This window comes from Buchananella hordeovulneris, assembly GCF_001907235.1.
In the GTDB taxonomy this organism is placed as follows: Bacteria; Actinomycetota; Actinomycetes; order Actinomycetales; family Actinomycetaceae; genus Buchananella; species Buchananella hordeovulneris.
In genome coordinates this window covers 1-21,415 of sequence record NZ_MQVS01000009.1, presented here as the reverse complement: position 1 = coordinate 21,415, position 21,415 = coordinate 1, and the positions used below count along the sequence as shown (strand labels likewise).

18 protein-coding genes are annotated in these 21,415 nt (G+C 68.8%); 4 read left to right on the top strand and 14 right to left on the bottom strand.

Annotation, left to right across the window (positions count from 1 at the left end; all coding sequences use genetic code 11):
* Positions 1–48: 48 nt before the first annotated feature.
* The 6 genes from BSZ40_RS08615 to serS form a co-directional block, all read right to left on the bottom strand.
* Positions 49–1,416 (bottom strand): AGE family epimerase/isomerase, encoded by a 1,368-nt coding sequence (locus BSZ40_RS08615; protein WP_073825310.1) that lies wholly within the window; start codon positions 1,414–1,416, stop codon positions 49–51.
* Positions 1,417–1,508: 92 nt separating this feature from the next.
* Positions 1,509–2,414 (bottom strand): carbohydrate ABC transporter permease, encoded by a 906-nt coding sequence (locus BSZ40_RS08610; RefSeq protein WP_073825308.1) that lies wholly within the window; start codon positions 2,412–2,414, stop codon positions 1,509–1,511.
* Positions 2,411–3,382 (bottom strand): carbohydrate ABC transporter permease, encoded by a 972-nt coding sequence (locus tag BSZ40_RS08605; RefSeq protein WP_073825305.1) that lies wholly within the window; start codon positions 3,380–3,382, stop codon positions 2,411–2,413. The genes BSZ40_RS08610 and BSZ40_RS08605 overlap by 4 nt, the downstream gene beginning before the upstream one ends.
* A gap of 64 nt (positions 3,383–3,446) precedes the next feature.
* Positions 3,447–4,844 carry an ABC transporter substrate-binding protein gene (locus tag BSZ40_RS08600; protein WP_073825303.1) on the bottom strand — a complete coding sequence of 466 codons (1,398 nt, stop codon included), beginning with the start codon at positions 4,842–4,844 and terminating at the stop codon, positions 3,447–3,449.
* Positions 4,845–4,962: 118 nt separating this feature from the next.
* The gene (locus BSZ40_RS08595; RefSeq protein WP_084542754.1) at positions 4,963–5,880 is read right to left on the bottom strand and encodes an HAD family hydrolase; all 918 of its coding nucleotides are present in this window, start codon (positions 5,878–5,880) and stop codon (positions 4,963–4,965) included.
* 4 nt (positions 5,881–5,884) lie between these two features.
* Entirely contained in the window at positions 5,885–7,156 is a 1,272-nt protein-coding gene (gene serS, locus BSZ40_RS08590; protein WP_073825301.1) for a serine--tRNA ligase, read from the bottom strand.
* A gap of 75 nt (positions 7,157–7,231) precedes the next feature.
* Between serS and BSZ40_RS08585 the strand changes: the two genes are divergently transcribed.
* Together BSZ40_RS08585 and BSZ40_RS08580 are read left to right on the top strand one after the other, a co-directional pair.
* Entirely contained in the window at positions 7,232–8,572 is a 1,341-nt protein-coding gene (locus BSZ40_RS08585; RefSeq protein ID WP_073825299.1) for an alpha-amylase family glycosyl hydrolase, read from the top strand.
* Between the two features lie 7 nt (positions 8,573–8,579).
* Entirely contained in the window at positions 8,580–9,746 is a 1,167-nt protein-coding gene (locus tag BSZ40_RS08580) for a diacylglycerol/lipid kinase family protein (protein ID WP_073825296.1), read from the top strand.
* Between the two features lie 35 nt (positions 9,747–9,781).
* On the opposite strand, the gene BSZ40_RS08575 is transcribed toward BSZ40_RS08580, so the two are convergent.
* From BSZ40_RS08575 to BSZ40_RS08555, 5 genes are all read right to left on the bottom strand, one after another.
* Entirely contained in the window at positions 9,782–11,209 is a 1,428-nt protein-coding gene (locus BSZ40_RS08575) for a hypothetical protein (RefSeq protein ID WP_073825293.1), read from the bottom strand.
* A 130-nt stretch (positions 11,210–11,339) separates the two neighbouring features.
* The gene (gene pheA / locus BSZ40_RS08570) at positions 11,340–12,260 is read right to left on the bottom strand and encodes a prephenate dehydratase (protein ID WP_073825290.1); all 921 of its coding nucleotides are present in this window, start codon (positions 12,258–12,260) and stop codon (positions 11,340–11,342) included.
* Positions 12,257–13,039 (bottom strand): glycosyltransferase, encoded by a 783-nt coding sequence (locus tag BSZ40_RS08565; protein ID WP_073825483.1) that lies wholly within the window; start codon positions 13,037–13,039, stop codon positions 12,257–12,259. The genes pheA and BSZ40_RS08565 overlap by 4 nt, the downstream gene beginning before the upstream one ends.
* Before the next feature lie 52 nt (positions 13,040–13,091).
* Positions 13,092–13,946, bottom strand: coding sequence for a DUF5926 family protein (locus BSZ40_RS08560; RefSeq protein WP_073825287.1), 855 nt, complete (start codon positions 13,944–13,946; stop codon positions 13,092–13,094).
* A gap of 124 nt (positions 13,947–14,070) precedes the next feature.
* Positions 14,071–14,421 carry a rhodanese-like domain-containing protein gene (locus BSZ40_RS08555; RefSeq protein ID WP_073825284.1) on the bottom strand — a complete coding sequence of 117 codons (351 nt, stop codon included), beginning with the start codon at positions 14,419–14,421 and terminating at the stop codon, positions 14,071–14,073.
* A gap of 94 nt (positions 14,422–14,515) precedes the next feature.
* Between BSZ40_RS08555 and pgm the strand changes: the two genes are divergently transcribed.
* A complete protein-coding gene (pgm, locus tag BSZ40_RS08550) occupies positions 14,516–16,192 on the top strand; it encodes a phosphoglucomutase (alpha-D-glucose-1,6-bisphosphate-dependent) (protein WP_073825282.1) in 1,677 nt (558 codons plus the stop codon).
* Positions 16,193–16,290: 98 nt separating this feature from the next.
* On the opposite strand, the gene BSZ40_RS08545 is transcribed toward pgm, so the two are convergent.
* From BSZ40_RS08545 to BSZ40_RS08535, 3 genes are read right to left on the bottom strand one after another with little or no spacing between them, the layout of a single operon-like run.
* Entirely contained in the window at positions 16,291–18,279 is a 1,989-nt protein-coding gene (locus BSZ40_RS08545) for a PTS fructose transporter subunit IIABC (protein WP_073825280.1), read from the bottom strand.
* A 26-nt stretch (positions 18,280–18,305) separates the two neighbouring features.
* On the bottom strand, positions 18,306–19,265 hold the full coding sequence (locus BSZ40_RS08540) for a hexose kinase (protein ID WP_073825278.1): 960 nt from the start codon (positions 19,263–19,265) through the stop codon (positions 18,306–18,308).
* Positions 19,262–20,041, bottom strand: coding sequence for a DeoR/GlpR family DNA-binding transcription regulator (locus BSZ40_RS08535; RefSeq protein ID WP_073825276.1), 780 nt, complete (start codon positions 20,039–20,041; stop codon positions 19,262–19,264). Before BSZ40_RS08535 ends, BSZ40_RS08540 begins: the two co-directional genes overlap by 4 nt.
* Positions 20,042–20,413: 372 nt before the next feature.
* Here BSZ40_RS08535 and BSZ40_RS08530 point away from each other — a divergent pair, with 372 nt between their 5' ends.
* The gene (locus tag BSZ40_RS08530; protein ID WP_073825273.1) at positions 20,414–21,199 is read left to right on the top strand and encodes a copper homeostasis protein CutC; all 786 of its coding nucleotides are present in this window, start codon (positions 20,414–20,416) and stop codon (positions 21,197–21,199) included.
* Positions 21,200–21,415 lie beyond the last annotated feature (216 nt).

Below are 21,415 nucleotides of genomic sequence, written 5' to 3'. Positions count from 1 at the left end.
GTCGGGCCGGGCCGGGGACGCAACCGCCCCCGCCCGGCCGTCTGCTCGCTAGAACCAGCGGCGTTTCTTGCCGTCACCGCCCTTTTGTACGCACCATTCGGTCTCGTCGAGCATGCCGGAGGCGAGCGCCGTCGCGAAGGACGGGGCGAGGGACAGGCGCGGCATGAGGGTGGCTTGCAGGGCGTGGTAGATGTCCGGCTTGCCGCCCCACGTGGTGGTTGCCTCCTCGTTGCGCGGCGACAGCTCGTGGATCCACGCCCCGGGGGCTTCGCGCACGAACTCTTCTACATAGTCGAGCCAGGAGCGGTAGCAGTGCGTGTAGTGCTCGACGGCCCCAGCGTCACGGCCGTCGTCGAGCAGCGCCCGCCGCATGGCCGCTGCCGCCGCGATCCCTTCGCACGCCACCCAGTGCATGCGCTGGGACACGATTGGCTTGCCCGCAAAGTCCGTGGTGTAGACGAAACCGGGGGCGCCATCGACCCGCCAGCCGTCGGTGCGGGCCCGCTCGAACAGCTCCTCGGCGGCCTCCAGCAACCAGGCGGGGGCCTCAGCGCCGACGACGCGCAGCGACGCCCGCAGGTGCACGAGCAGCCGAGCCCACTCCAGGGCGTGGCCGATGGTGGCTCCGTAGGGGCGGAAGGGGTCGCTGGGCTTGTCTTTGTTGAACTCTAGGTCGACCTCGTAGGTCTCGGTGTAGTGCTCGGGGATGCGCCACTGGTGGGCGCGGGCACCCACGTTAATGACCCGGTCAGCCATGCGCAGGGCCCGGAAGAGCCACACGGTGTCGCCGGTGACGTCAGCGGCCGCCAGGTAGGCCTCCACCGTGTGCATGGCGGCGTTAGCACCCCGGTAGGGCTCACACTCGGTGAAGTCCCGGTTGAAGCTTTCGCGCACCATCCCGGCCTCTTCGTCCCACCAGTGCAGCTCCTGGTCCTCCAGGGCCTCCATCAGCAGATCGTGGGCACCGGGCCGGTTGGCGGCCGTGGCCGACGCGGCGGCCAGCAGCACGAACGCGGCCGCGTAGGCGGACTTCCGCTCCCCGGCGGGCCCGGCGGGCACCCCGTTGCCGTCGGCGTCGGGGGCGTGCTCGATGGCACTGAACCAGCCCCCAAACTCTGGGTCCTTGAAGCGGGTGCGCAGGGTGCGCACGCCGTGGTCGGCGTACCGGCGGCAGCCCGGCAGCCCCAACAGGGTGCCGAGGGAGTAGCAGTGCGTCATCCGGCAGTTGATGTACAGCTCGAGGGGCTGGTGCAGGTCGACATCCCCGTCGGCATCCATATACCCGAACCCGGTGTCTGTTTGCGCCCCGCGCCCAAACTCCAGCAGCGCCGCGGTCTCGTTTCCTAGCCAGCGGCGATGTTCAATTGCGTTAAACCAGCCCACCGATCCTCCTTGATCGCGCGTAGTTGGGGTCATCTTGGCCCTGTCGCAAGCCTAACGTGCCCCCGACGGGACGGGAAGCGGGCGGGCAGAGGCAAACCCCCTGCCCGCCCGCCGGTGGGCGCCGCCTAGCCCTTAACGGACCCGGCCATGAGGCCGCGTACGAAGAAGCGTTGCAGCGATAGGAAGACCACGAGCGGCACCACCATGGAGACGAACGCCCCGGCGGTCAGCAGCTCCCAGGCCTGTCCGCGCGAACCGGCAAGGTTCGCCAGGTAGGCGGTCATCGGTTGGGTGACCGCACTGCCACCCGAGAAGGTGATACCAACGAGCAGGTCGTTCCACACCCACAGGAACTGGAAGATGGCGAACGACGCAATGGCCGGCAGCATCAGCGGCAGCATGATGCGGATGAAGACCTTCACGTGCCCAGCCCCGTCCACTTGGGCGGCCTCGATCAGCTCCCGCGGCACCTCCGCCATGAAGTTGTGGATGAGGAAGATGGCTAGCGGCAGGGCGAAGATTGAGTGGGCTATCCAGATGGACAGGAACGGGAAGGTACTGGAGAGTTTGGTGTCCCCGATTTGCACGCTGGAGAAGAACCGCAGCAGCGGGATGAGGGCCATTTGCAGCGGCACGATCTGCAGGGCAAAGACGATCACGAAGACGGTGTCCCGGCCCCGCCACTTCAGCACCGAGAAAGCATAGGCCGCCATCGTGGCGAGCAGCAGCGGGATGAGGGTGGCCGGGATCGCGATGACCAGGGAGTTCATGAAGAACGACGCCAACTGGTCGGAGGAGGTGCGGCCCTGCAACACCCGCTGGTAGTTAGCGAATGTCACCTGCGGGTCGGTGAAGAAGTTCCACCACCCGGAGGTCTTGATCTGCTGGGCGGGACGCACCGAGGAAATCAACAGCCCGAAGGTGGGCAGGGTCCACAACACGGCGATGATGACGGCGACGGCGGAGCCGATCCGCGAGGTCAGCATCTTCCGGGCGCGCCCGGCGCCCCGGACAGCGGTCTCGGCGCTCATCCGCGCACCTCCTTGTTCTTGAGCATCTGCCTGACGTTGAAGGCGATGACGGGGACGACCAGCAGGAAGATGATGACCGACATCGCCGACCCCGTGCCGCTATTGCCGTGGGTGAAGGACTGGTCGTACATCATGTTGGCCAGCACCTGAGTGTCGTACTTCGCCCCCGTCATGGTCTGCGTGATGTCGAAGATCTTCAGGGTGGCGATCATGATCGTGGTGATGACGACGACGAGGGTCGGCCGGATGGCGGGCACCGTGATGTTGCGGAACATCTGCCAGGCGCTGACCCCGTCCAGGCGGGCGGCCTCCACGATGTCGGTGGGAATGGCCTTGATGGCGGCCGACAGCAGCACCATCGCGTACCCAGCCTGCACCCACACCATCACGACGATCAGGAAGAGCGTGTTCAGCGGGCTGTCTTGCAGGAAGCGGATCGGCTCCCCGCCCAGGGAGGTCCAGACGAAGTTCAACAAGCCGATGTCGGACTTGTAGTCGTACATGAACTTCCAGATGATGCCGGCGCCCACGAAGGAGATGGCCATCGGCATGAACAGCAGCGACTTAGCGAGCTTCTCCAGTTTCTTGCCGTCAATGAGGATGGCGTACAGCAGCCCAATGATCGTGGAGACCGTGGGCACGAGGGCCACCCACAGGAACGTATTGACGAAAGATCTGAGGGAATCGGCGCTGGTGAAAACCCACTCGTAGTTGGCTGTCCCGACCGATTCCGCAGCGTTGCGGTCCATGAAGGACATCATGATGGTGCGAATTGCGGGATAAACCAGCCCACCGAGCAGGAAGATGGCGGCGGGCGAGAAGAAGATAACCACCATCCAGAAGGTGCGGGTGCGGTGGGTGACACGGTCAGCCAACCAGGCCAACGCAATTAGCGCCAGCACGATGAGGCTGATGACCAGCATCGCCAACACCATCTGCCCGAGCTTGGTCCCCAAGAAAAAGTTCATTGGCTTGTCCTATCTAGTGCAGGTGGGGGCCGGACCGTCAGGCCCGACCCCCGCCCCCGGCAACCTAGTTCTTCGGCCAGGAGGCTTCGATGTCACTCAAAGCCGTAGCGCTATCGCGTTTGTCGTCGATCCACTGGGTCATCGACTTCCAGAACGAACCGGCACCCACCTCGGAGGGCATGATGTCGGATCCGTCAAAGCGGGAGACGGCCTTGTCGTCCTGCAACAGCTCGATGGCTAGGCGCAGCACGTCGGAGGAGGCGTTGGCCGGGTCCACGCCCTTGTTAGCGGAGGTGACCCCACCCAGGCTCACCCGCGAGTTGGCCCAGTGCGCGGAAGACAGGTAGGTCTGCAGGGCCTGGGTAGCGGGCCGGTCATTGAAAGCCCCGACGAACTCCCCTGCCACCAGCAGCGGCTTCTCCTCGGCGTTCTTGCCCGGCAGGTAGAAGGCGAAGACGTCGCCGTCCGGGCCGACCTTGGTGCCCTCCGGCCACTGCACTTCGTAGAACGAGGCCTGGCGGTGCATGAAGCACTGGCCATCCAGGATCGGCAGCCCGCCGTCGTTGAACGTGGTGGCGGCAATCGTGCGGAAGTCACCGATGCCCCCGTTGGCGAACTTGTCGTTCTTCAGGTACGAGCCCACCTTGTCGAGCGATTCCACGATCTGCGGGTCGTTGAAGGGGATCTCGTGCTTGACCCACTTGTCGTAGGTCTCCGGCCCCGCCGTGCGCAGCACGAAGTCTTCCACCCAGTCGGTCAGCGGCCAGCCGGTGGCCCCGCCGGACTCGATACCGGCGCACCATGCCTTGGTGTTGCCGTCCGGGTTGTCGGCCGCGATCTTCTCCGTCAGCGCGGTCAGCTCGTCCAGCGTCTTCGGCACCTCGTAGCCGGCTTCCTTGAACTTCGACGGCGAGTACCAAACGAACGACTTCACCGACGCCATCAGCGGGGCGCCGTAGAACGTGCCGTCCACGGTGGCGTAATCGGCCCATTCGGGCGACCAGCCCTCGTCGGTGTTCTTCTTCACGGCCTCCGGGGCGGGCTTCAAGTGACCCCCCTTGGCGAGCCGGGCCAGCAGGCCGGGCTGGGGGAAGAACGCCAGGTCGGGGGCGTTGTTGCCCTCCACCTGCACCACGATCTGGGACTCAAACTCTCCCACCCCGTTGTGCACGATCTTCATGCCGGTGCAGCGCGCGAAGTCTTCCCACGACTTGTCCAGCAGCTCCGCTTCCACGTCGCGAATGGAGGAGAAGATATTTACCGTCTCGCCCTCGAACTTGCCGTACTGCTCAAACTCGGCGCAGTCCGCACTGCCTTCGGTTTTGTCCTGGCTGGTGGTTCCCTTGGAGCCACCGTCGCTGGAACCTCCGCCCAGGTCGTTGGCCCCACCGCATGCCGCGAGGAGCAGCGCCAGAGATGAGACAGAAGCGAGAAGCGCCGGACGCAAACGCCTGTTGTGCATATGTGACTCCTTTGCCTACTTAACCGATGCCGTTATCGACACCACGTTGCTGCCACCATAGGGCGATCTGGGTCACAAACTTGCGCGGTTCGAGGTAACCGTTCGGTAACGATGGGGACTAACGCGCCAATAAAGCCTGCAATATCAAGGCCGCGCCGTCCTCCCGCACCGGGGCGGTCACGAAGTCTGCGGCGCGTTGCACGTGCGCGCTGGCCTGCCCCATCGCCACCGCCCACTGCGCCCAGGCGAACATGTCCAGGTCGTTGGCCCCGTCCCCGATGGCGACGGTGGCCCGCCGGTCGATTCCGAGCCGGGTCCGCAGCGCCTCGCAGCCCGAGGCCTTGGTCACCCCGGGGGGCGCAACGTCGAGCCAGGATTCCCACCCGATCGCGTACGTCACCGCCTCCAGCCCCAGCTGGTGCACCCGCTGGGTGAACTCCGCTACCCCCATTTCGGGGGCCCGCACCACCACCCGGGACACCATCTCCTCGCACAAGCGCGAAAATGGCACCACCACGGTCGGCTCTTGCATCTCGCCCTCCGGCCAGGGAGCAGACACCAGCATCCCGCACTGGGAGGACTGCGCCCCGAAGATCGCCTCCGGCAGGCAGGTCCGTAACTGCTGGAGCGCCACCGCCGGGGAGAACAGCTCCTCCGAGAAGACGACAAAACCCCGGTCGCTGGCCGCCTGCTTGTCCCCGGTCAGGCGCGCGGTAACCGCGCCGTTGGAGGTCACGGCCCAGCACTGGGTGTGCCCCACCTCCTCGGCCGCGATCCGGGTGCCGGCCGGTCCGCGCCCCGTGGCCAGCACCACCCGCGTCCCGGCGCGCTGGTGGGCCGCTAATGCCTGCCGCACCGCCTGCGAGGCGGTGCCGTCGTGCTGCAGCAGGGTGCCGTCAATGTCGAGGCACACCAGCAACTCCGGCCCGGCAGGCGGCAGGCTGGCGGGCAGCGCGGCGGCAATCCACTGCCGCCACTGGGCCGCGTCGTGCCCGGACTGGGCGTCAAGGTTGTGCAGGTGGTCGGCGACGCTCACGGAGTCACCGCACCGGTTCCATCACCTCAAGGCCCCCCAGGTAGGGCCGCAGCCCCTGCGGCACCCGCACCGAGCCGTCGGGCAGCTGGTGATTTTCCAGGATCGCCACCAGCCACCGGGTGGTGGCCAGGGTGCCGTTGAGGGTGGCCACCGGCCGGGTGCCTCCCGCGTGCCGCTCCCGCACCCCCAGGCGCCGGGCCTGGAAGGTGGTGCAGTTCGAGGTGGACGTGACCTCCATGTAGCGCTCCTGCGTTGGCAACCACGCCTCGCAGTCGAACTTGCGGGCCGCCGACGAGCCCAGGTCCCCGGCCGCCACGTCGATCACCCGGTAGGGCAACTCGACCTTGGCCAGCATTTCCTCCTCCAGGGCCAGCAGCCGCTCGTGCTCGGCGGCGGCGTCCTCCACCTGAGTGAAAGAGAACATTTCCACCTTGTTGAACTGGTGGACCCGGATGATGCCGCGCGTGTCCTTGCCGTAGCTGCCGGCCTCGCGGCGGTAGCACGACGACCAGCCACAGTAGCGGCGCGGCCCGGCGTCCACGTCGATGATCTCGTCGGCGTGGTAGCCGGCCAGGGCCACCTCGCTGGTCCCCACCAGGTACAGCTCGTCGGCGGGCAGATAGTAGATCTCGTCGGCGTGCGCGCCCAGGAACCCGGTGCCGGCCATCACCTCGGGCTTGACCAGGGTGGGAGTAATCATGGGGGTGAAGCCGTGTTGCAACGCGAGATCCTGGGCGGCGGTCAGCATCGCCAATTCGAGGCGCGCCCCGATACCGGTCAGGTAATAGAACCGGGCCCCCGACACCTTCGTGCCGCGTTTGACGTCCAGCGCCCCCAGGCCCTCGCCCAGGTCGAGGTGATCCTGCAGCTCGGTCACGCCCTCGGCCGAAAAGTCGCGGCGCTGGCCCACGTGCCGCACCACCACATAGTCGTCCTCGCCGCCTGCGGGCGCCCCCTCGATCAGGTTCGGCAACTGGCGGGCCAGCTCCTCCGCCCGGGCAGCCGCCGCGTCGGCCGCCCCGTTGGCAGCCTTCACCTGCTCGGCTAACTCCTTGGCCCGCGCCAACACTGCCGGGCGCTCCTCCGCGCTGGCCTTGCCCACCGAGCTAGAGACCCGTTTCTGCTCGGCCCGCAACTCCTCGAAAGCCGTCAACGCTTGGCGGCGCGCAGCGTCGGCTGCCAGCACCGCATCCACCAGGGATTCGTCCGCCCCGCGGGCACGCTGGGAGGCACGAGCAAGTTCCGGGTTTTCGCGAAGAGCGCGCAGATCGATCATGACTTACAGCGTAGTGCGCCCCCAGCAGCGATGCACCCGTGGTTGACTTGTGCCACGTTGACACGGGAGGCAACGATGGCAAGCGAGCCACAGTGGGTGGGGCACACATCTTTCTGGCACGTCTTTCCCCTCGGCATGGCCGGGGCCTTGTACGGGCCGGGTTGGAAAGAGGGAGAACCGGGGGGCCTGGATTTAGTGTCCTCTTGGCTGGATCACCCCCGCGGCCTGGGGCTGAGCGGCCTGGCGCTAGGCCCCATCTTCGCCTCCACCTCCCACGGCTACGACACGACCGACTACTACCGCATCGATCCGCGCCTGGGAGACGACCACACGTTCGGGCGGCTAGTGGACGCCGTGCACCATCGCTCCATGCGGTTGGTGCTCGACGGGGTTTTCAACCACGTGGGGGCCGAGCACCCGTTCGTCACCGACGTGCGCCTGCACGGCCGGGACTCCCGCTACTACGACTACTTCCACGTCACGTGGGACGAGGCCACCGGGCAGGGCCCCTACTTCCACAATTTCGAGGGGCACACGGGGCTGATCACCCTCAACCACGGCTGCCCGGCCGTGCAGGACATGATCGTCGACGTCATGTGTCACTGGTTGGCCCGCGGCGCCGACGGCTGGCGCCTGGATGCGGCCTACGCGATGGATCCGGCCGCGTGGGCGGCCATCACGGCCCGCGTGAAGGAGGTCTTCCCGGATGCTTTCCTGTTCGGGGAGATGATCCACGGGGACTATCGGGAGTTCGTCGCCGCCAGCGGCCTGGATTCGGTGACTCAGTACGAGTTATGGAAGTCGATCCGCAGTTCCATTGCCGAGCGCAACCTGTTTGAGTTGGATTGGAACCTGCGGCGGCACAACGACTTCCTCGCCTCGTTCGTGCCGGTCACCTTTGTGTCGAACCACGATGTCACCCGCCTCAACTCGGCCCTGCCCGATCCGCGCGACGCTGCCATCGCCACCGTGCTGCTGCTGACGGTGGGCGGTACTCCCTGCGTCTACTACGGCGACGAGTACGGGTTCGGTGGGGTCAAGGAGGAGCGGCCCGGCGGGGACGACGTGCTGCGGCCCGCCTTTCCGGCCCCGTGGAACTTCCATGCCCGGCCCGAGCAGGATGCCGCCGCGGGCCTGCACCACCACCTGCTCACGTGGCGTAATGCCCACGCCTGGGCCCACCGGGCGCAGGCATCGTTCACGGAACTGACCAAAACCACGGGGGTGTTGGAGCTGCGCTACGGCGCCCACGCGGCGCAGGTGGCGCTCAATTTGACCGACGAGGTGCAGGAGTTGCCGGTGCCCGCCGCCCACTCGATCGCCGCCGGTTTCCACGCCGAGCTGCTCGATCCGGGGCTGGCGGGCACGCGCGTGCGCCTGCCCGCCCACGGCTGGGCCATTTTGGCTGTGTCTTAGGAGGAACATGATCGCGCTGGTTATCGCCTGTTTGGCCCTGCTAGTGGCCCTGATCGCGTTGGGGTTCGCGGTGGTGGCCTGGCATCGCCTCACGCCCGCCGGGCAGCTGCGCCCGGGCGGCGGGGCGCGTGCACAGGCAGGGCAGTCGTCCGCCGGGGCGGCGGCGGAGGTCCCCGGCCCGGCGACGGCGGCCGCCGCCCCGTACCTGATCTACAACCCGGTCAAGGTCGAGCGCACCGCCGAGTTGGAGGAGCTGGCGGCGCGCCGGGCGGCTGACGGCGGGCTGGGCCGCCCGGTGTGGGTGGCCACCACCCAGGCCGAGCCGGGCACCAGCCAGGCGCGGGCCGCCGTTGCCGCGGGCGCAAGCGTGGTGGTGGCCCTCGGTGGGGACGGCACGGTGCGGGCGGTGGCGGCGGGCTTGGCGGGCAGTGACGTGCCACTGGGGATCGTGCCGTGCGGGACCGGCAACCTGCTGGCCCGCAACTTGGAGGTGCCGCTGGATGGCCTGGCCGACCAGTTCACCACCGCGTTCACCGGACAGGATCGCGCCATGGACATGGCGTGGCTGGCCGCCGACATGGTTGACAGCGCCGACGTGCCCCCGACACCCGCCCCAGCGGGCCTTGACTTCGCGTTCACGGGCGGGCAGGTCCACGGTTTCACGGTGCTGGCCGGGGTTGGCTTTGATGCCGCCATGATCGAGGGCGTCGACTCCCACCTGAAGGGCAAGCTCGGGTGGGGGGCCTACGTCGTGTCCGGGGTGAAGAACTCTTTCAGCAGTCGCTTCCACGCCCGCCTGGCACTCGGCACGGGCGGCAGCGAGCGCCTGGCAGCCCGCACCATCTTTGCGGCCAACTGCGGCAAACTGCAGGGCGGGGTCACCCTGGTCAAGGACGCGCAGCTCGACGACGGCTGGCTCGACCTGGTGGCGCTGGACACGAGGCGCGGCATCCTCGGGGTGGTGGCCCTCGGCCGCCAACTGCTGCGCCACCGTTGGGGCCGCTCCAACGGGGAGCAGGGCACTGCGGCCTCCTCCACTTTCCGCCGCACCCGCGCCGCCGACATCCGCCTGGAAGAACCAGTCATGGCGCAGGTCGACGGCGAATACATCGGGTTGGTGCGGGCTGTGTCCATCCGCATCCAGCCCGGCGCCCTGACCGTGCGGGTGCCGTAGGGCCGCGCCCGGTCAGGGCGCCGGGCTGGGGCTGCTTAACGCTCCACCACCTCGGCGGCTGTCTTATTCAGTATGTCGACGTTGGCCTGCTCGTTTTCGTCGAACGCGTTGCAGGCCGCCACCAGGTTGGCACCCCCAACCCGCATCTCGTCGGCCAGCTCTTTCAGGTAATCCAGGAAGTACCACATGGTGTCCCAGTAGCCCCCGGAGATGCCTACCGCCCCCACCCCGACAGAGGCGTGCCGGGTGATGGCAGGCCGCGGGTTGATTCCGAGTGCTCGATCGTGCATGGCCTGCAGGGTGTCGGCGACGGCGGGCATGTGCACCGAGCCAGTGACGCGGGCCGCCGAGGTGTCGATGGCGATGCCGCCCTTAGCCACATGCTTGCTTTCCCGCTGACGGTCCCGTTCAACCCCTTCTGCGTTCAGTGCCATTACCTGGATATCGAAGTTGGCGGGGTTAGCCCCAGCGCGGCGAACCAGCCCCTTCAGGTGATTCTCGCAGGCAGTCTCAATGTGCGAGATCTCCTCATTCAAGCCGCTGAATATGGCCTGCAGCCGGGCCATGCCCGCCTCGTACGAGCCGCCCCCAGCCACGTTTGCCCCCGCACCCTGCACGATAGCTGTCACTAGTTCTTTGGCCGCTGCCCCGGCATCTATCAACGCCCACGGGTTCTTTTTGAAGAAGGCCTCGACGACCCCCTTGGCGATCCGTCCCACGTTAAGGATTCCCTCGGCGACCGCCACCCCATCGACCCCACCCCCTTCAGCGAAGCCGCCGATCGCGTCTTCCATCAACTGCGGGAGGCAGACGCGCGTCCCCTCGAACATACCCAGTTCGGCTGCGATTACCCCACCGCACGACTTGAAAGCATTGAAGAGATTGCCAGCGACCACCTGGGCGCGGGAAACGTACTTGGCTTGGAAGGTGGCGAAAGTTTCCCCCCGCCATTTTTCTTCACCGCCCATTTGCCGCAAATCGGACCAAACCACCGCTGTCACATCCGAACTGGTCAGCGGCGGTAGCTGAAGATTCGTCTCTCCTTTGTTGTCTCCAGCTGTCACCGGTGTGCCCGCCACGGCCGCGTCTTCGTCCGGTCGGAGCTGATCGAGGAACTCTTGGAAAGCTGACTCGACCGCACTGATCTCGCTCACTTCCGGCAGGTCAACCCAGGGGGTGACAACCGCGTCGATGTTGTAGCGGATAGTGTCGAAGTGAGCGACTAGCTCGTCGTTCTCCTGCTTCAGGATGCCGCCCTGGTTCGGCATGGTGTTGGTGTAGGTGCGGTGACCACCCCCGATGCCGGCCTCGTTGGGCCTCGTCACCCGATCGGTTACAAAAGTAGATTCCAAACGATACACATACTCATTGCCGATGACCATGAAGTCCTGATCCCGCATGTAAGCATCAATGGCTGCCTGCTTGAGCTTGCCAATCGCCTCCGGGGAGATCGCTTTACCCACGCTGGTTCCTTTCCCTACTTTTAGCTTCGCCTGTGAAGATGAACCCGAGTTTGCCAGAGCCGCCCACTGGGCACTACCGACCACCGCCCACCCGAAGGCCGGTCGGGGCGAAAACAGGGCAGCGGGCCCGCTACTGGCTGAGCAGGGAGCCCACCCAGGCCCGTCCGGCGGCGAAGTCGGCGTCCCGCGTGCCGGGCAGCACGGTGGTGACTTGCCCGTCGCAGCGCGGGTAGGACCCGAGGAAGGTCACGCGCGGGCAGGTGCGGTGCAGGCCGATGAGGGCCGCCTGGACGCGTTCCTCCGCCAGGTGTCCCTCCACGTCGATGGAGAACGCGTAGCGGCCCAGGCGGTCGCCGGTCGGGCGGGACTCGATGCGCGAGAGGTTGACCCCGCGGGCCGCGAACTGTTCGAGCATGGTCAGCAGGGCCCCGGCCTCGTTGTCGGGCAGCTGCACCATGAGGGTGGTCTTGTCCGCGCCGGTGGCCACCGGCAGCGGGCCGGGGCGCGTGACCCGCACGAAGCGGGTGCGGGCGTCGGGATTGTCGGCGGCGTCGTCCGCCAGGACCGCCAGCCCGTACTGCTCGGCCGACAGGCGGTTACACAGGGCCGCCTCGTAGCCGGGGTCGTCGGCGTCGGCCAGCAGCTCAGCGGCCGCCGCGGTGGAGGTAGCGGGCAGGTGCGTGGCACCGGGCAGGTTCTTGGCCACCCATTTGCGGCACTGGGCCCAGGCGTGCGGGTGAGTCGCCACCCGGCGGATATCGCGCAACTGGGTGCCGGGCCGGGCCGCGAGCACGAACGCAATGTTCACGACCATCTCCCGGTCGATCCACAGTTCCGCGCCGCCGGTGAGCGCGTCCAGCGTCGCGTTCACACCCCCCTCGATGGAGTTTTCGATGGGGACGACGGCGTAGCGGGCGCGCCCCTGCCGCACTGCGTCCAGCGCCCCGGCCACCGAGATGCATGGCTCAACCTGCGCGTCGCTGCCTGCCACCTGCCGCAACGCGATCTCTGTGAAGGTGCCGAACGGACCCAAGAACGCGTAGTCGTTCACTTGCTCCCGATCTGGTAGGGGATCCCGGGCTGCGGCTCGGACTGGATTGAGCGGGGCGCGGCCGGGGGCGGGCGGAAGAAACGCCGCGTGAGGATGGCGGTGGCCACCTCCCGCTGGTGGGCGAAGGCTCCCCGGTGTTGTTTGGAGCCGCGCCGCCCGGCGGGCATGTCGCATTCGACCTCCATTACCGTGAGCCCGGCGGCGAGCACGTCGATCGTGATGCCGGGCTCTAGCCCCCACCCGCCGGCCAGCGGCATGGCGGCGTTGGCGGCCTCCCGTGTCAGGCAGCGGTGCGGTGCCAGCGGTTGCACCGATTGCAGACCGGTCAGCCGGGCGATGCCGCTGCGGGCAAAGGCCTCGGCGCGCCCGGCGGGCGTGTGGGACAGTGACACTGCGATCGCGCAGTCCGCCTGACCGTCCAGGACTGCCTGCACGGCGGGGGCGCATTCGGCGGCCGCGTCGCCCAGCCAGGCGTCGATGACCAGCACGTGCCGCGGCGGCAGATCCGGCAAGTCCCGCATTGCCACCACCTTGATGCCCGTCTCTACTGCCGAGGCTTTGCCCCGGTTGACGCTGTGGCGCACGACGACGGCGCCGGCTCCCCGGGCGGCGTGCTGCGTCTTGTCCACCGAGCCGTCGTCCACCACGACCACCAGGTCGACGGCGGGGATGGCGCGGCAGGCGCGGACGGTAGCCGCAATGATGGGGGCCTCATCGAATGCAGGAATGACTACCGCCACACGCTGGGCGTCGCGGAGGGTGTCAGGCCCATCAGTCACAAGCACAGCCTAACGCCTCGCGTGCGGGCCAGCCGCCGCCCCCACGCGATTCTCAGCGAAGCGTTACCTGCCGGGAAACCAGGCCCGCGCGGGCGCGCCGCTGGGCATCGTCCAGCTCTCCCCCGGCGGCCAGGGCGTCCGCCAGCCGCTCACCGAGCGCGTGCGCGGGGGCAGTCACGCCCTCCGCCCCCGTGCCGGGTGCCAATTCCCATACCGGCACCAGCAGCCCGCAGGTGCGGAAGGCGCCCACGAACCGCGTGCCCTCGCCCAGGTGCGACTCTCCCGCGGCGTGCAGGCGCGCCAAGGCATCCCAGACGTCATCCTCGTCCTCGCTGCGCACCCAGCGCAGGAACTCGTTGTTCATCGAACACCAGAAAGCCCCCGGGGCGTCTGCGACCGCTGCCGACGGCACCATGCCCTGCGCGGATTCCTCCAGGGCGGCGGTGACCTCTTCGGTGCGTTCCGTGTCGGCGTCGAGCCAGAACTCAAAGTTCGGGTGGATCTCGGCGGCCACCGGCACCGCCGGGTCGAGCACGTCTTGCAGGCGCGGCCCGGGCTCAACGATGCCGAGGGTGCCAAGCGCCTGCCCCGGCTCCAGCTCCAGGCCCGCCAGGATCGCGGCGGCGTAGTCCCGGGAGGCGTCGCCGGACTTGGCCTGGATCTGCATGCCGACCACCAGCACCCCGTCCTTGCGCACCATCACGGGCGACATGTTCGGCAGCACCGTCACCAGCAGCACCTCGCGCCCGCCGTACTCGGCCGTGGTGCGCACGCGCGCGCTCGCACACGGCAGCAGCTCGCGCATCGCCACCAGGTCAGCTTCGCCACCGAGCCCTTCGAAAGGCCGGTCGACGTACTTCACGCGCTGCCGCTTCGGCGCGCCGTCTTTGCGGTTCTTCTTACCCATGGGCGTCACCTTACCGCCCGCGCCGCCCGCCGCGCCGCGCCGCCCGCGAGCGCCGGGCCGCCGCAGTAACCTGCGGGCGGTGCCCGCTACGGAGGAACGCCCGCTCGCGAGCGCCGGGCGGGGCCTAGTCGACGGTGGGAATGTCGCCGTCTTCGGCTACCAGTTCGAAGCCTGCGGCGGCCCAGGCCCGCATCCCACCGTCCAGGTTCAGGGCGTCGATGCCTTGCGAGGCCAGCCACTGCACGGCGCGAGCGGAGCGGCCGCCGCCGCGGCAGACGACGATGAGTTCGGCGTCGGGCAGCTCGTCGAGCCGGTCGGCTAGTTCCCCGGAGGGGATGTGGACGGCACCGGGGGCGTGCCCGGCCTCCCACTCGTCGTCCTCGCGCACGTCGAGCAGGGCGTAGCCGTCCGGGATGGGCTGGTCGGGGTCCAGGTTGTTGATGGTGATGTTGGCGGGGCCGCTTGGAAGAGTCATGACTAAACCTTAAAGGTCTTAGTCGGCAAACCCCAGCTTTCCACTATGCGATGGCCCCTAACCAAATGGCGAACAAGTTTGAGAAGATCGATACATGCATGCACGCGCTGGCCAAAAGGCCCTGGAAGAAGACCTGATTGACGTCGACGCCCTCCTGTCCGCGTACTACGACCTCACCCCCGACGCCCACGAACCTACCCAACAGGTGGTTTTCGGCACCTCGGGGCACCGCGGCTCCTCCCTGGACCACGCTTTCAACGAGGCGCATATCGTCTCCACGACCGCCGCGATCGTCGAGTATCGCCGCCTGCAGGGCACTGACGGGATGCTCTACCTGGGGCGGGACACCCACGCCCTGTCCGAGCCCGCGTGGATCACCGCCGTTGAGGTGCTGGTGGGAGCCGGGGTCCACGTCGCGATCGATGCGCGCGGCTCCTTCACCCCCACCCCGGCCGTCTCGCACGCCATCTTGACGGCCAACGGGGCCGGACAGGGGCCGGTGCGCCTGACTGGGGCGGGCTTGGCCGACGGCATCGTCATTACGCCGTCCCACAATCCGCCGCGCGACGGCGGTTTCAAGTACAACCCGCCGCACGGCGGGCCGGCTGACACCGACGCCACGCAGTGGATTGCGGCGCGCGCCAACGAGCTGCTGGCCGGGGGCTGGCGGGAGGTGCCGCGGGTGCCGGTGGCTCGCGCGCAGGAGTCGGAGTTTGTGCACCGGTACGACTTCCTGGCGGCCTACGTTGAGGATTTGGTCAACGTCGTCGACCTGGAGGCTATCCGGGCCGCCGGGGTGCGGATCGGGGCGGACCCGATGGGCGGGGCGAGTGTCGACTATTGGGGTGCGATAGCGGAGCGGTACGGCTTGCAGTTGGAGGTCGTCAACCCGCGCGTGGATCCCGCCTTCAGTTTCATGACGCTGGACCGCGACGGCAAGATCCGCATGGATTGCTCCTCGCCGTGGGCGATGGCTTCGTTGCTGGAGATCATGCAGCCGGGTGGGGACGGGCAAGCCCGTTTCGACATCGCTACCGGCAATGACGCGGATTCCGACCGGCACGGCATAGTCACCGCTGACGGGCTAATGAACCCCAACCACTACCTAGCGGCAGCCATCCAGTACCTCTTTGGGCATCGCCCGCAGTGGCCCGCGGGGGCGGCCATCGGCAAGACCCTGGTCTCTTCGGCCCTCATCGACAAGGTGGCGGCCGGGCTGGGGCGGCAGCTGCTGGAGGTGCCGGTCGGGTTCAAGTACTTCGTGCCGGGACTGCTGGACGGCTCGGTGGGCTTCGGGGGCGAGGAGAGCGCGGGCGCATCGTTCCTGCGGCACGACGGCACCGTATGGACCACCGACAAGGACGGGTTGATCCTGGGCTTGCTGGCCTCCGAGATGACGGCGGTGACTGGCAAGACACCCTCCCAGCTGCACGCCGAGCTGGTCGAACGCTACGGGGTCTCGCACTACGCCCGCATCGACGCGCCCGCTTCGAAGGCCGAGAAGGCCAAGCTGGCCCAGTTGTCTCCCGCCGACGTCACAGCCACCGTGCTCGCGGGGGACGAGATCACGGCGCGCCTGGTCGCGGCGCCCGGCAATGGGGCACCCATCGGGGGGTTGAAGGTGGCCACCGAGGCGGCGTGGTTTGCTGCCCGGCCGTCGGGGACAGAGGACGTGTACAAGATCTACGCCGAGTCCTTCCGCAGTGAGGAGCACCTGCACCGGGTGCAGGACGAGGCCAAGGACGTGGTGTCCGCCGCGTTGCAGGCCTGAGCGGCTCACCAAAGGGGGGTCTGGGCAGTTAGCAAACTGCCCAGACCCCTCGTTGTAAGGGCGCTCCGCGGTGGCTTACCGCCCTGCCGGGCGGCCGCTCACACCCGCTTGGCGGCCAGCGACTTCAGGCCCACCACCGTCAGCGCCGAGATCACGGTGCCCACCACGATCGACAGCACGAACCACAGCACCGGGTTGATGGCGAAGAACACGAAGATGCCGCCGTGCGGGGCCCGGGACTGCACGTCGAAGGCCATGCACATGGCGCCGGTGACCGCGCCCCCGGCCATCATTGAGGGGATGACCCGCAGCGGGTCGGCGGCCGCGAACGGGATCGCCCCCTCCGAGATGAACGACGCCCCCAGCAGCCAGGCCGCCGCGCCGTTCTCCCGCTCGGCCACCGTGAAGAGCTTGCGCCGGATCAACGTGGCCAGGGCCATGGCCAGCGGCGGCACCATCCCGGCGGCCATGACGGCCGCCATGATCCGCAGGTTCGCCTGCCCGCCCTGCTCTAGGGCCGCCACCGCGAAGGTGTAGGCCGTCTTGTTGACCGGCCCGCCCAGGTCGAAGCACATCATCAGGCCGAGGATCAGCCCCAGGACGATGGCCGACGAGCCCGACATGTCCTGCAGCCAGGACTGCAACTGCGTCATCAACCAGGCGATGGGGCGCCCCAGCACGGTCAGCATCAACCCGCCCGCCAGCAGCGAACCGAACAGCGGAATGATGACCACCGGCATGAGCCCGGCTAGCCACCGCGGCGGCTTGAAGCTCGACAGCCACGCCGCGATCAGCCCGGCCAACAGGCCGCCGACGATCCCGCCGAGGAACCCGGCGTTGACCGCCACCGCCACCGCCCCAGCGGTAAAACCGGGGGCGATGCCCGGGCGATCCGCGAGCGCGAAGGCGATGTACCCGGCCAGGGCTGCCACGAGGAAGCCCATCGACAGCCCACCGATCTTCATGAAGACGGCGCCCAGGTAGTAGTTCAGGCCCTGCGGCGGCAGGTCGAAGAAGGAGTGCCGCAGCGCCACTTCGGGGTCGACGTCGTAGCCGCCCAAGAGGAAGGCCAAGGCGATGAGCAACCCGCCGGCGGCGACGAACGGGATCATGTATGACACCCCGGTCATCAGGACCTGGCGCAGGCGGGTGCCGAACCCGATGGCCGCGTCGTGCTCTTCGGCCGCCTCCGGCCCGCCCTCCCCGCTGGGCAGTCGGTAGCCGGCCGGGTTGTCGGCGTGCGCGAGGGCCTCGGCGATCATGACCGCGGGCTCGTTGATGGCCCGCTTGACCCCGGAGACGACGGCGGGCTTGCCCGCGAATCGCTCCTTGCCCTTGACGCCGACATCGGTGGCGAGAATGACGGCGTCGGCGGCCGCGATCACCTCGGCAGCCAGCCGCTCGCCCTTCGCCGAGCCCTGGGTCTCCACCAGCACCTCTACCCCGGCCTCGGCTCCGGCCCGCTCCAGCGACTCGGCCGCCATGTAGGTGTGGGCGATACCGGTTGGGCAGGCAGTGACGGCCACGATGCGCCGCTTAGCGGCACCCGCCCCGGCAGCGGGCGCGGCAGCGGGCGTGGGCGCGGCAGGAGCGGGCTCGGACGCGACCGCGTCCGGTGCCACCGACTCCAACAGTTCGGGCTGCACCTGGGCCGTGACCAGCTCGGCCACCTCGGCGGGCGTGGCGGCCTGCCGCAGGGCCGCGGTGAACTCCTGCCGCATCAAACCGCGCGCAAGTTTGGCCAACAGCTGCAGGTGCATGTCGTCGGCGCCGTCTGGGGCCGCGATCATGAACACCAGATCGGCCGGGCCGTCCTTCGCCCCGAAGTCGACGGGGGCGGCCAGGCGGGCAAAGCCAAGCGAAGCGACCGACACGTGGGCGGACCGGCAATGCGGGATACCGATCCCGCCGGGAATACCGGTGGGAGCCTGGGCCTCGCGGGCGAGCGCGTCGGCGGCCAGCCCGCTCGCCTCGGCCCGGCCCGCGGCCGCGATGACCTGCGCCAGCTCGGTGATGACGTCTTGTTTGGTCGGCCCGTAGGCCGCGTCCAGGACCACCAGGTCGGGGACGATCAGAGGGGTAGACATTGCGAAAGCTCCTGTCTGGGCAGCGGTTAGAACAGGTGGGTGACGGTGGAGTCTTCCGGGGCGGTCAGCTCCGGGGTGGGCAGGCCCGTGCCGGGCAGGGCAGCGGCGGCTGCCCCGTAGGCCACGGCGCTGCGCAGGCGCGCGGGAGCGTCGGCGGCGGCGCTCTCGGCGATGAGGTATCCAGCGAGGGACGAATCTCCCGCCCCCACGGTCGAGCGGACCTCAACATCGGGCGAGGTGGCGAACCAGGCGCCCTCGGGGGTGACCAGCACCGCCCCCGCCCCACCGAGGGTGGCCAGCACCGCCCCCACGCCCTGGTCCACGAGGCGCCGGGCCACCTGCGCCACCGGGAGCGGGTCGCCGGCGCTCGCGGCTTGGTCGAGGGCCACGGGGTCGGCGTCCGTCAGTTGCGCTAGTTCGAAGGTGTTGGGTTTGAGGAGGTGCGGGGCGGCCGCAGGCAGCCGGGGAGCGAGGGCGCGGAGGGGGGCGTCGGAGGTATCGAGCGCGACCTTGACCCCGGCAGCGGTGGCCTCGGCACTCACGTCGGCGTACCAGGCGGGATCCATGCCGGGGGGCAGCGAGCCGGCGAGCACAAGCCAGGTTAGGTCGGGCAAGCGCCGGGTGATTTCGGCGCGGAGCGCGGCCGTGGTGGTGGCGGTGGCAGGCGCCCCCGCCCCGTTGAGTTTGGTGGTTTGGCCGTCCGGGGAGGAGACGGTCAGGTTGAGGCGCGCGGGACCGGCGGCGGGGGCGAGCACGTAGGGCAGTCCTATTTCACTCAGGCCGCCGACGATGGGGTCTGCGGCCGCAGCGGGTAGCAGGGCCAGGGCCTCCAGCCCGGCCCCGGTCAGGACACGGGCCACGTTGATGCCTTTGCCGCCGGGTTGCGAGATGACGGCCTGCACCCGGTGGACGTCGCCGGGTACGAGGGCGGAGTCGAGTTGGAGGGTGCGATCTTCGGACGGGTTGGGGGTGACGGTCAGGATCATGGGGTGACGATCTCCATTCCGTGGGGGTTTTCGCTGGGGGCCTGGTCGGTCACCAGCAGGTCAGTGGTAGTGGGGCTGAGGAAGCTCACCAGGTGTTCCTGGCCGAACTTGGAAGAGTCGGTGACGACGACGGTGCGGCGGGCGGCGGCCGCGAATGCCTGCTTGACGGCGGCCTCGTCAGGGTCCGGGGTGGTGAATCCGCGGGCGGGGGTGTAGCCGTTGGTGCCCAGCACGGCCAGGTCTACCCGCAGGGCGGTGGCGGCCAGTACGGTGCTGGCTCCCACGGCCGCCTGGGTGACGCCCCGGATGCGGCCGCCGAGCATGATGATGTCCCAAGGGTGGGCGGTGGGGTTGGCGCGACGGACCGCGGTGGCGGCCAGTTCGTGGGCGACGATCGGTGAGTTGGTGATGATGGTCAGCGGCAGGTCCGGGGGCAGGCAGCGGGCCACCGCTTGGGTGGTGGAGCCAGCGTCGAGGATGAGAGAGGTGCCCGGAGGCAGCTGCAGGGCTGTCACCGTCGCGGCAGCGATGGCGGCTTTCTCGGCGGCCGCCTGTTGTTGGCGCTGCCGGAGGTCGGTTTCCGGCACGGTAGCAGCGCGGGGCAGCAAGGCCCCGCCGTGGACGCGGTCGATGCGTCCTTCCCGCTCCAGCATCGCCAGGTCGCGGCGGACGGTCTCGGTGGTGACGTTCAGTTCGGCGGCCAGCTGGGTAACCGACACCCGCCCGGCGCGCGCTAACAGGGCGACGATAGCGTCGTGACGGGCGAGCTTGTCCATGTTCCGGTTCCTTCCGCGGCTGCCTTCCTGTGGCTTTTCTAGCCCGAAATCACTATTCACTGTGGGTTTCGGGGCGGAAATAGTTGCTTTGTTATTGTTTTGTTATTTGAATGCGTGGGGGCTGGCCCGCAACTTGACGGCCGAGTCGGTGCAGAGCTCCGGAGAGAGAACCGCACGGTGAGGCATGGCGGGTCGCCGTCCACGCTGATCTCCAGCCTCCACTTGCTGCTGCCCGTTACGCCAAACACTGCCCGTGGCGCACGCCCCACCCACCCACACCCCGCTTTTCACTGCCCGTTACACCAAACCCTGCCCACCGCGCACCGCTTGCACACCCGCCGCCCGCAGCGGCGGATGGGGCATACTGCGGCCATGCCGCTGGAAATTGCCGTCCAAGATGTCGCTGGCGTCCGCATCGCCGCCGCCGCCGGGGCCGACCGCGTCGAGCTGTGCAGCGCCCTGCAACTGGGCGGGCTCACCCCGAGCCTGGCCACCATTGAACAGTGCGTGGGGGCGGGCCTGCCGGTGCAGGTGCTCATCCGGCCGCGGGGCGGCGGTTTTGTCCACACCCCAGCAGAGATCGACCTCGTGACCGCCGATATTCGCGCGGCGCGCACGGCGGGGGCGGCCGGGGTGGTGGTCGGAGGCCTGGTGCCCGCGTCGGCACCCGGCGGCTATCAGCTCGACCTGACCGCCTTGGCGACCTGGCGGCGTGCGGCAGGGGCAGCGGACTTCGTGGTGCACCGTTGCGTGGACGTGCTACTGGCCGCCGACCCCGCCGCCATCGACCAGCTAGGCCAGCAGCTCGCGAACCTCGGGGTGACACGGGTGTTGACCTCGGGGGGCGCGGCGCGCGTGGGCGAGGGCTTGGCACAGTTGGCGGCCCTGGTCCAGGCCGCGCCCGGCGTGGAGGTGCAGGCCGGCGGCGGGGCTCGTCTGGAGGACTTCGCTGCTCTGGCCACCGCCGGGGTGCCCTCGGTGCACCTGTCGTGCCGCGCCACCAGCACCGCCGCGGGCCCGGCCGGGCCGGGCGGCGGCCCCGCCGCCTACGACACCACCGACCCCGAGCAGGTCGCCGCGGCCGTGGCCGCCGCGCGGGCGGCAGGCCTGAGCGGGCGGCGAGCCTGGGCGGGCGGCGAGCCTGGGCGGCAGACCTGAGCACTCCGCCCGCAGGGCGCCCCCGCCAGCCCTCACGCAGAGCGCGCCCTGACGCGCCCGCCACGCCGCCAACCGCCCTAACTGGCTATCCACGCGCCTCATCCGGTGTATAGGTGGTGTCAAGTGGTGAGTGCAACAGCTAGTTTTTCGGTGGGGTTGAGCCAGTTGAGGGTTTGGCGGGGGCGGATGTTGAGGAGGTATTCCATTTGGGCGATC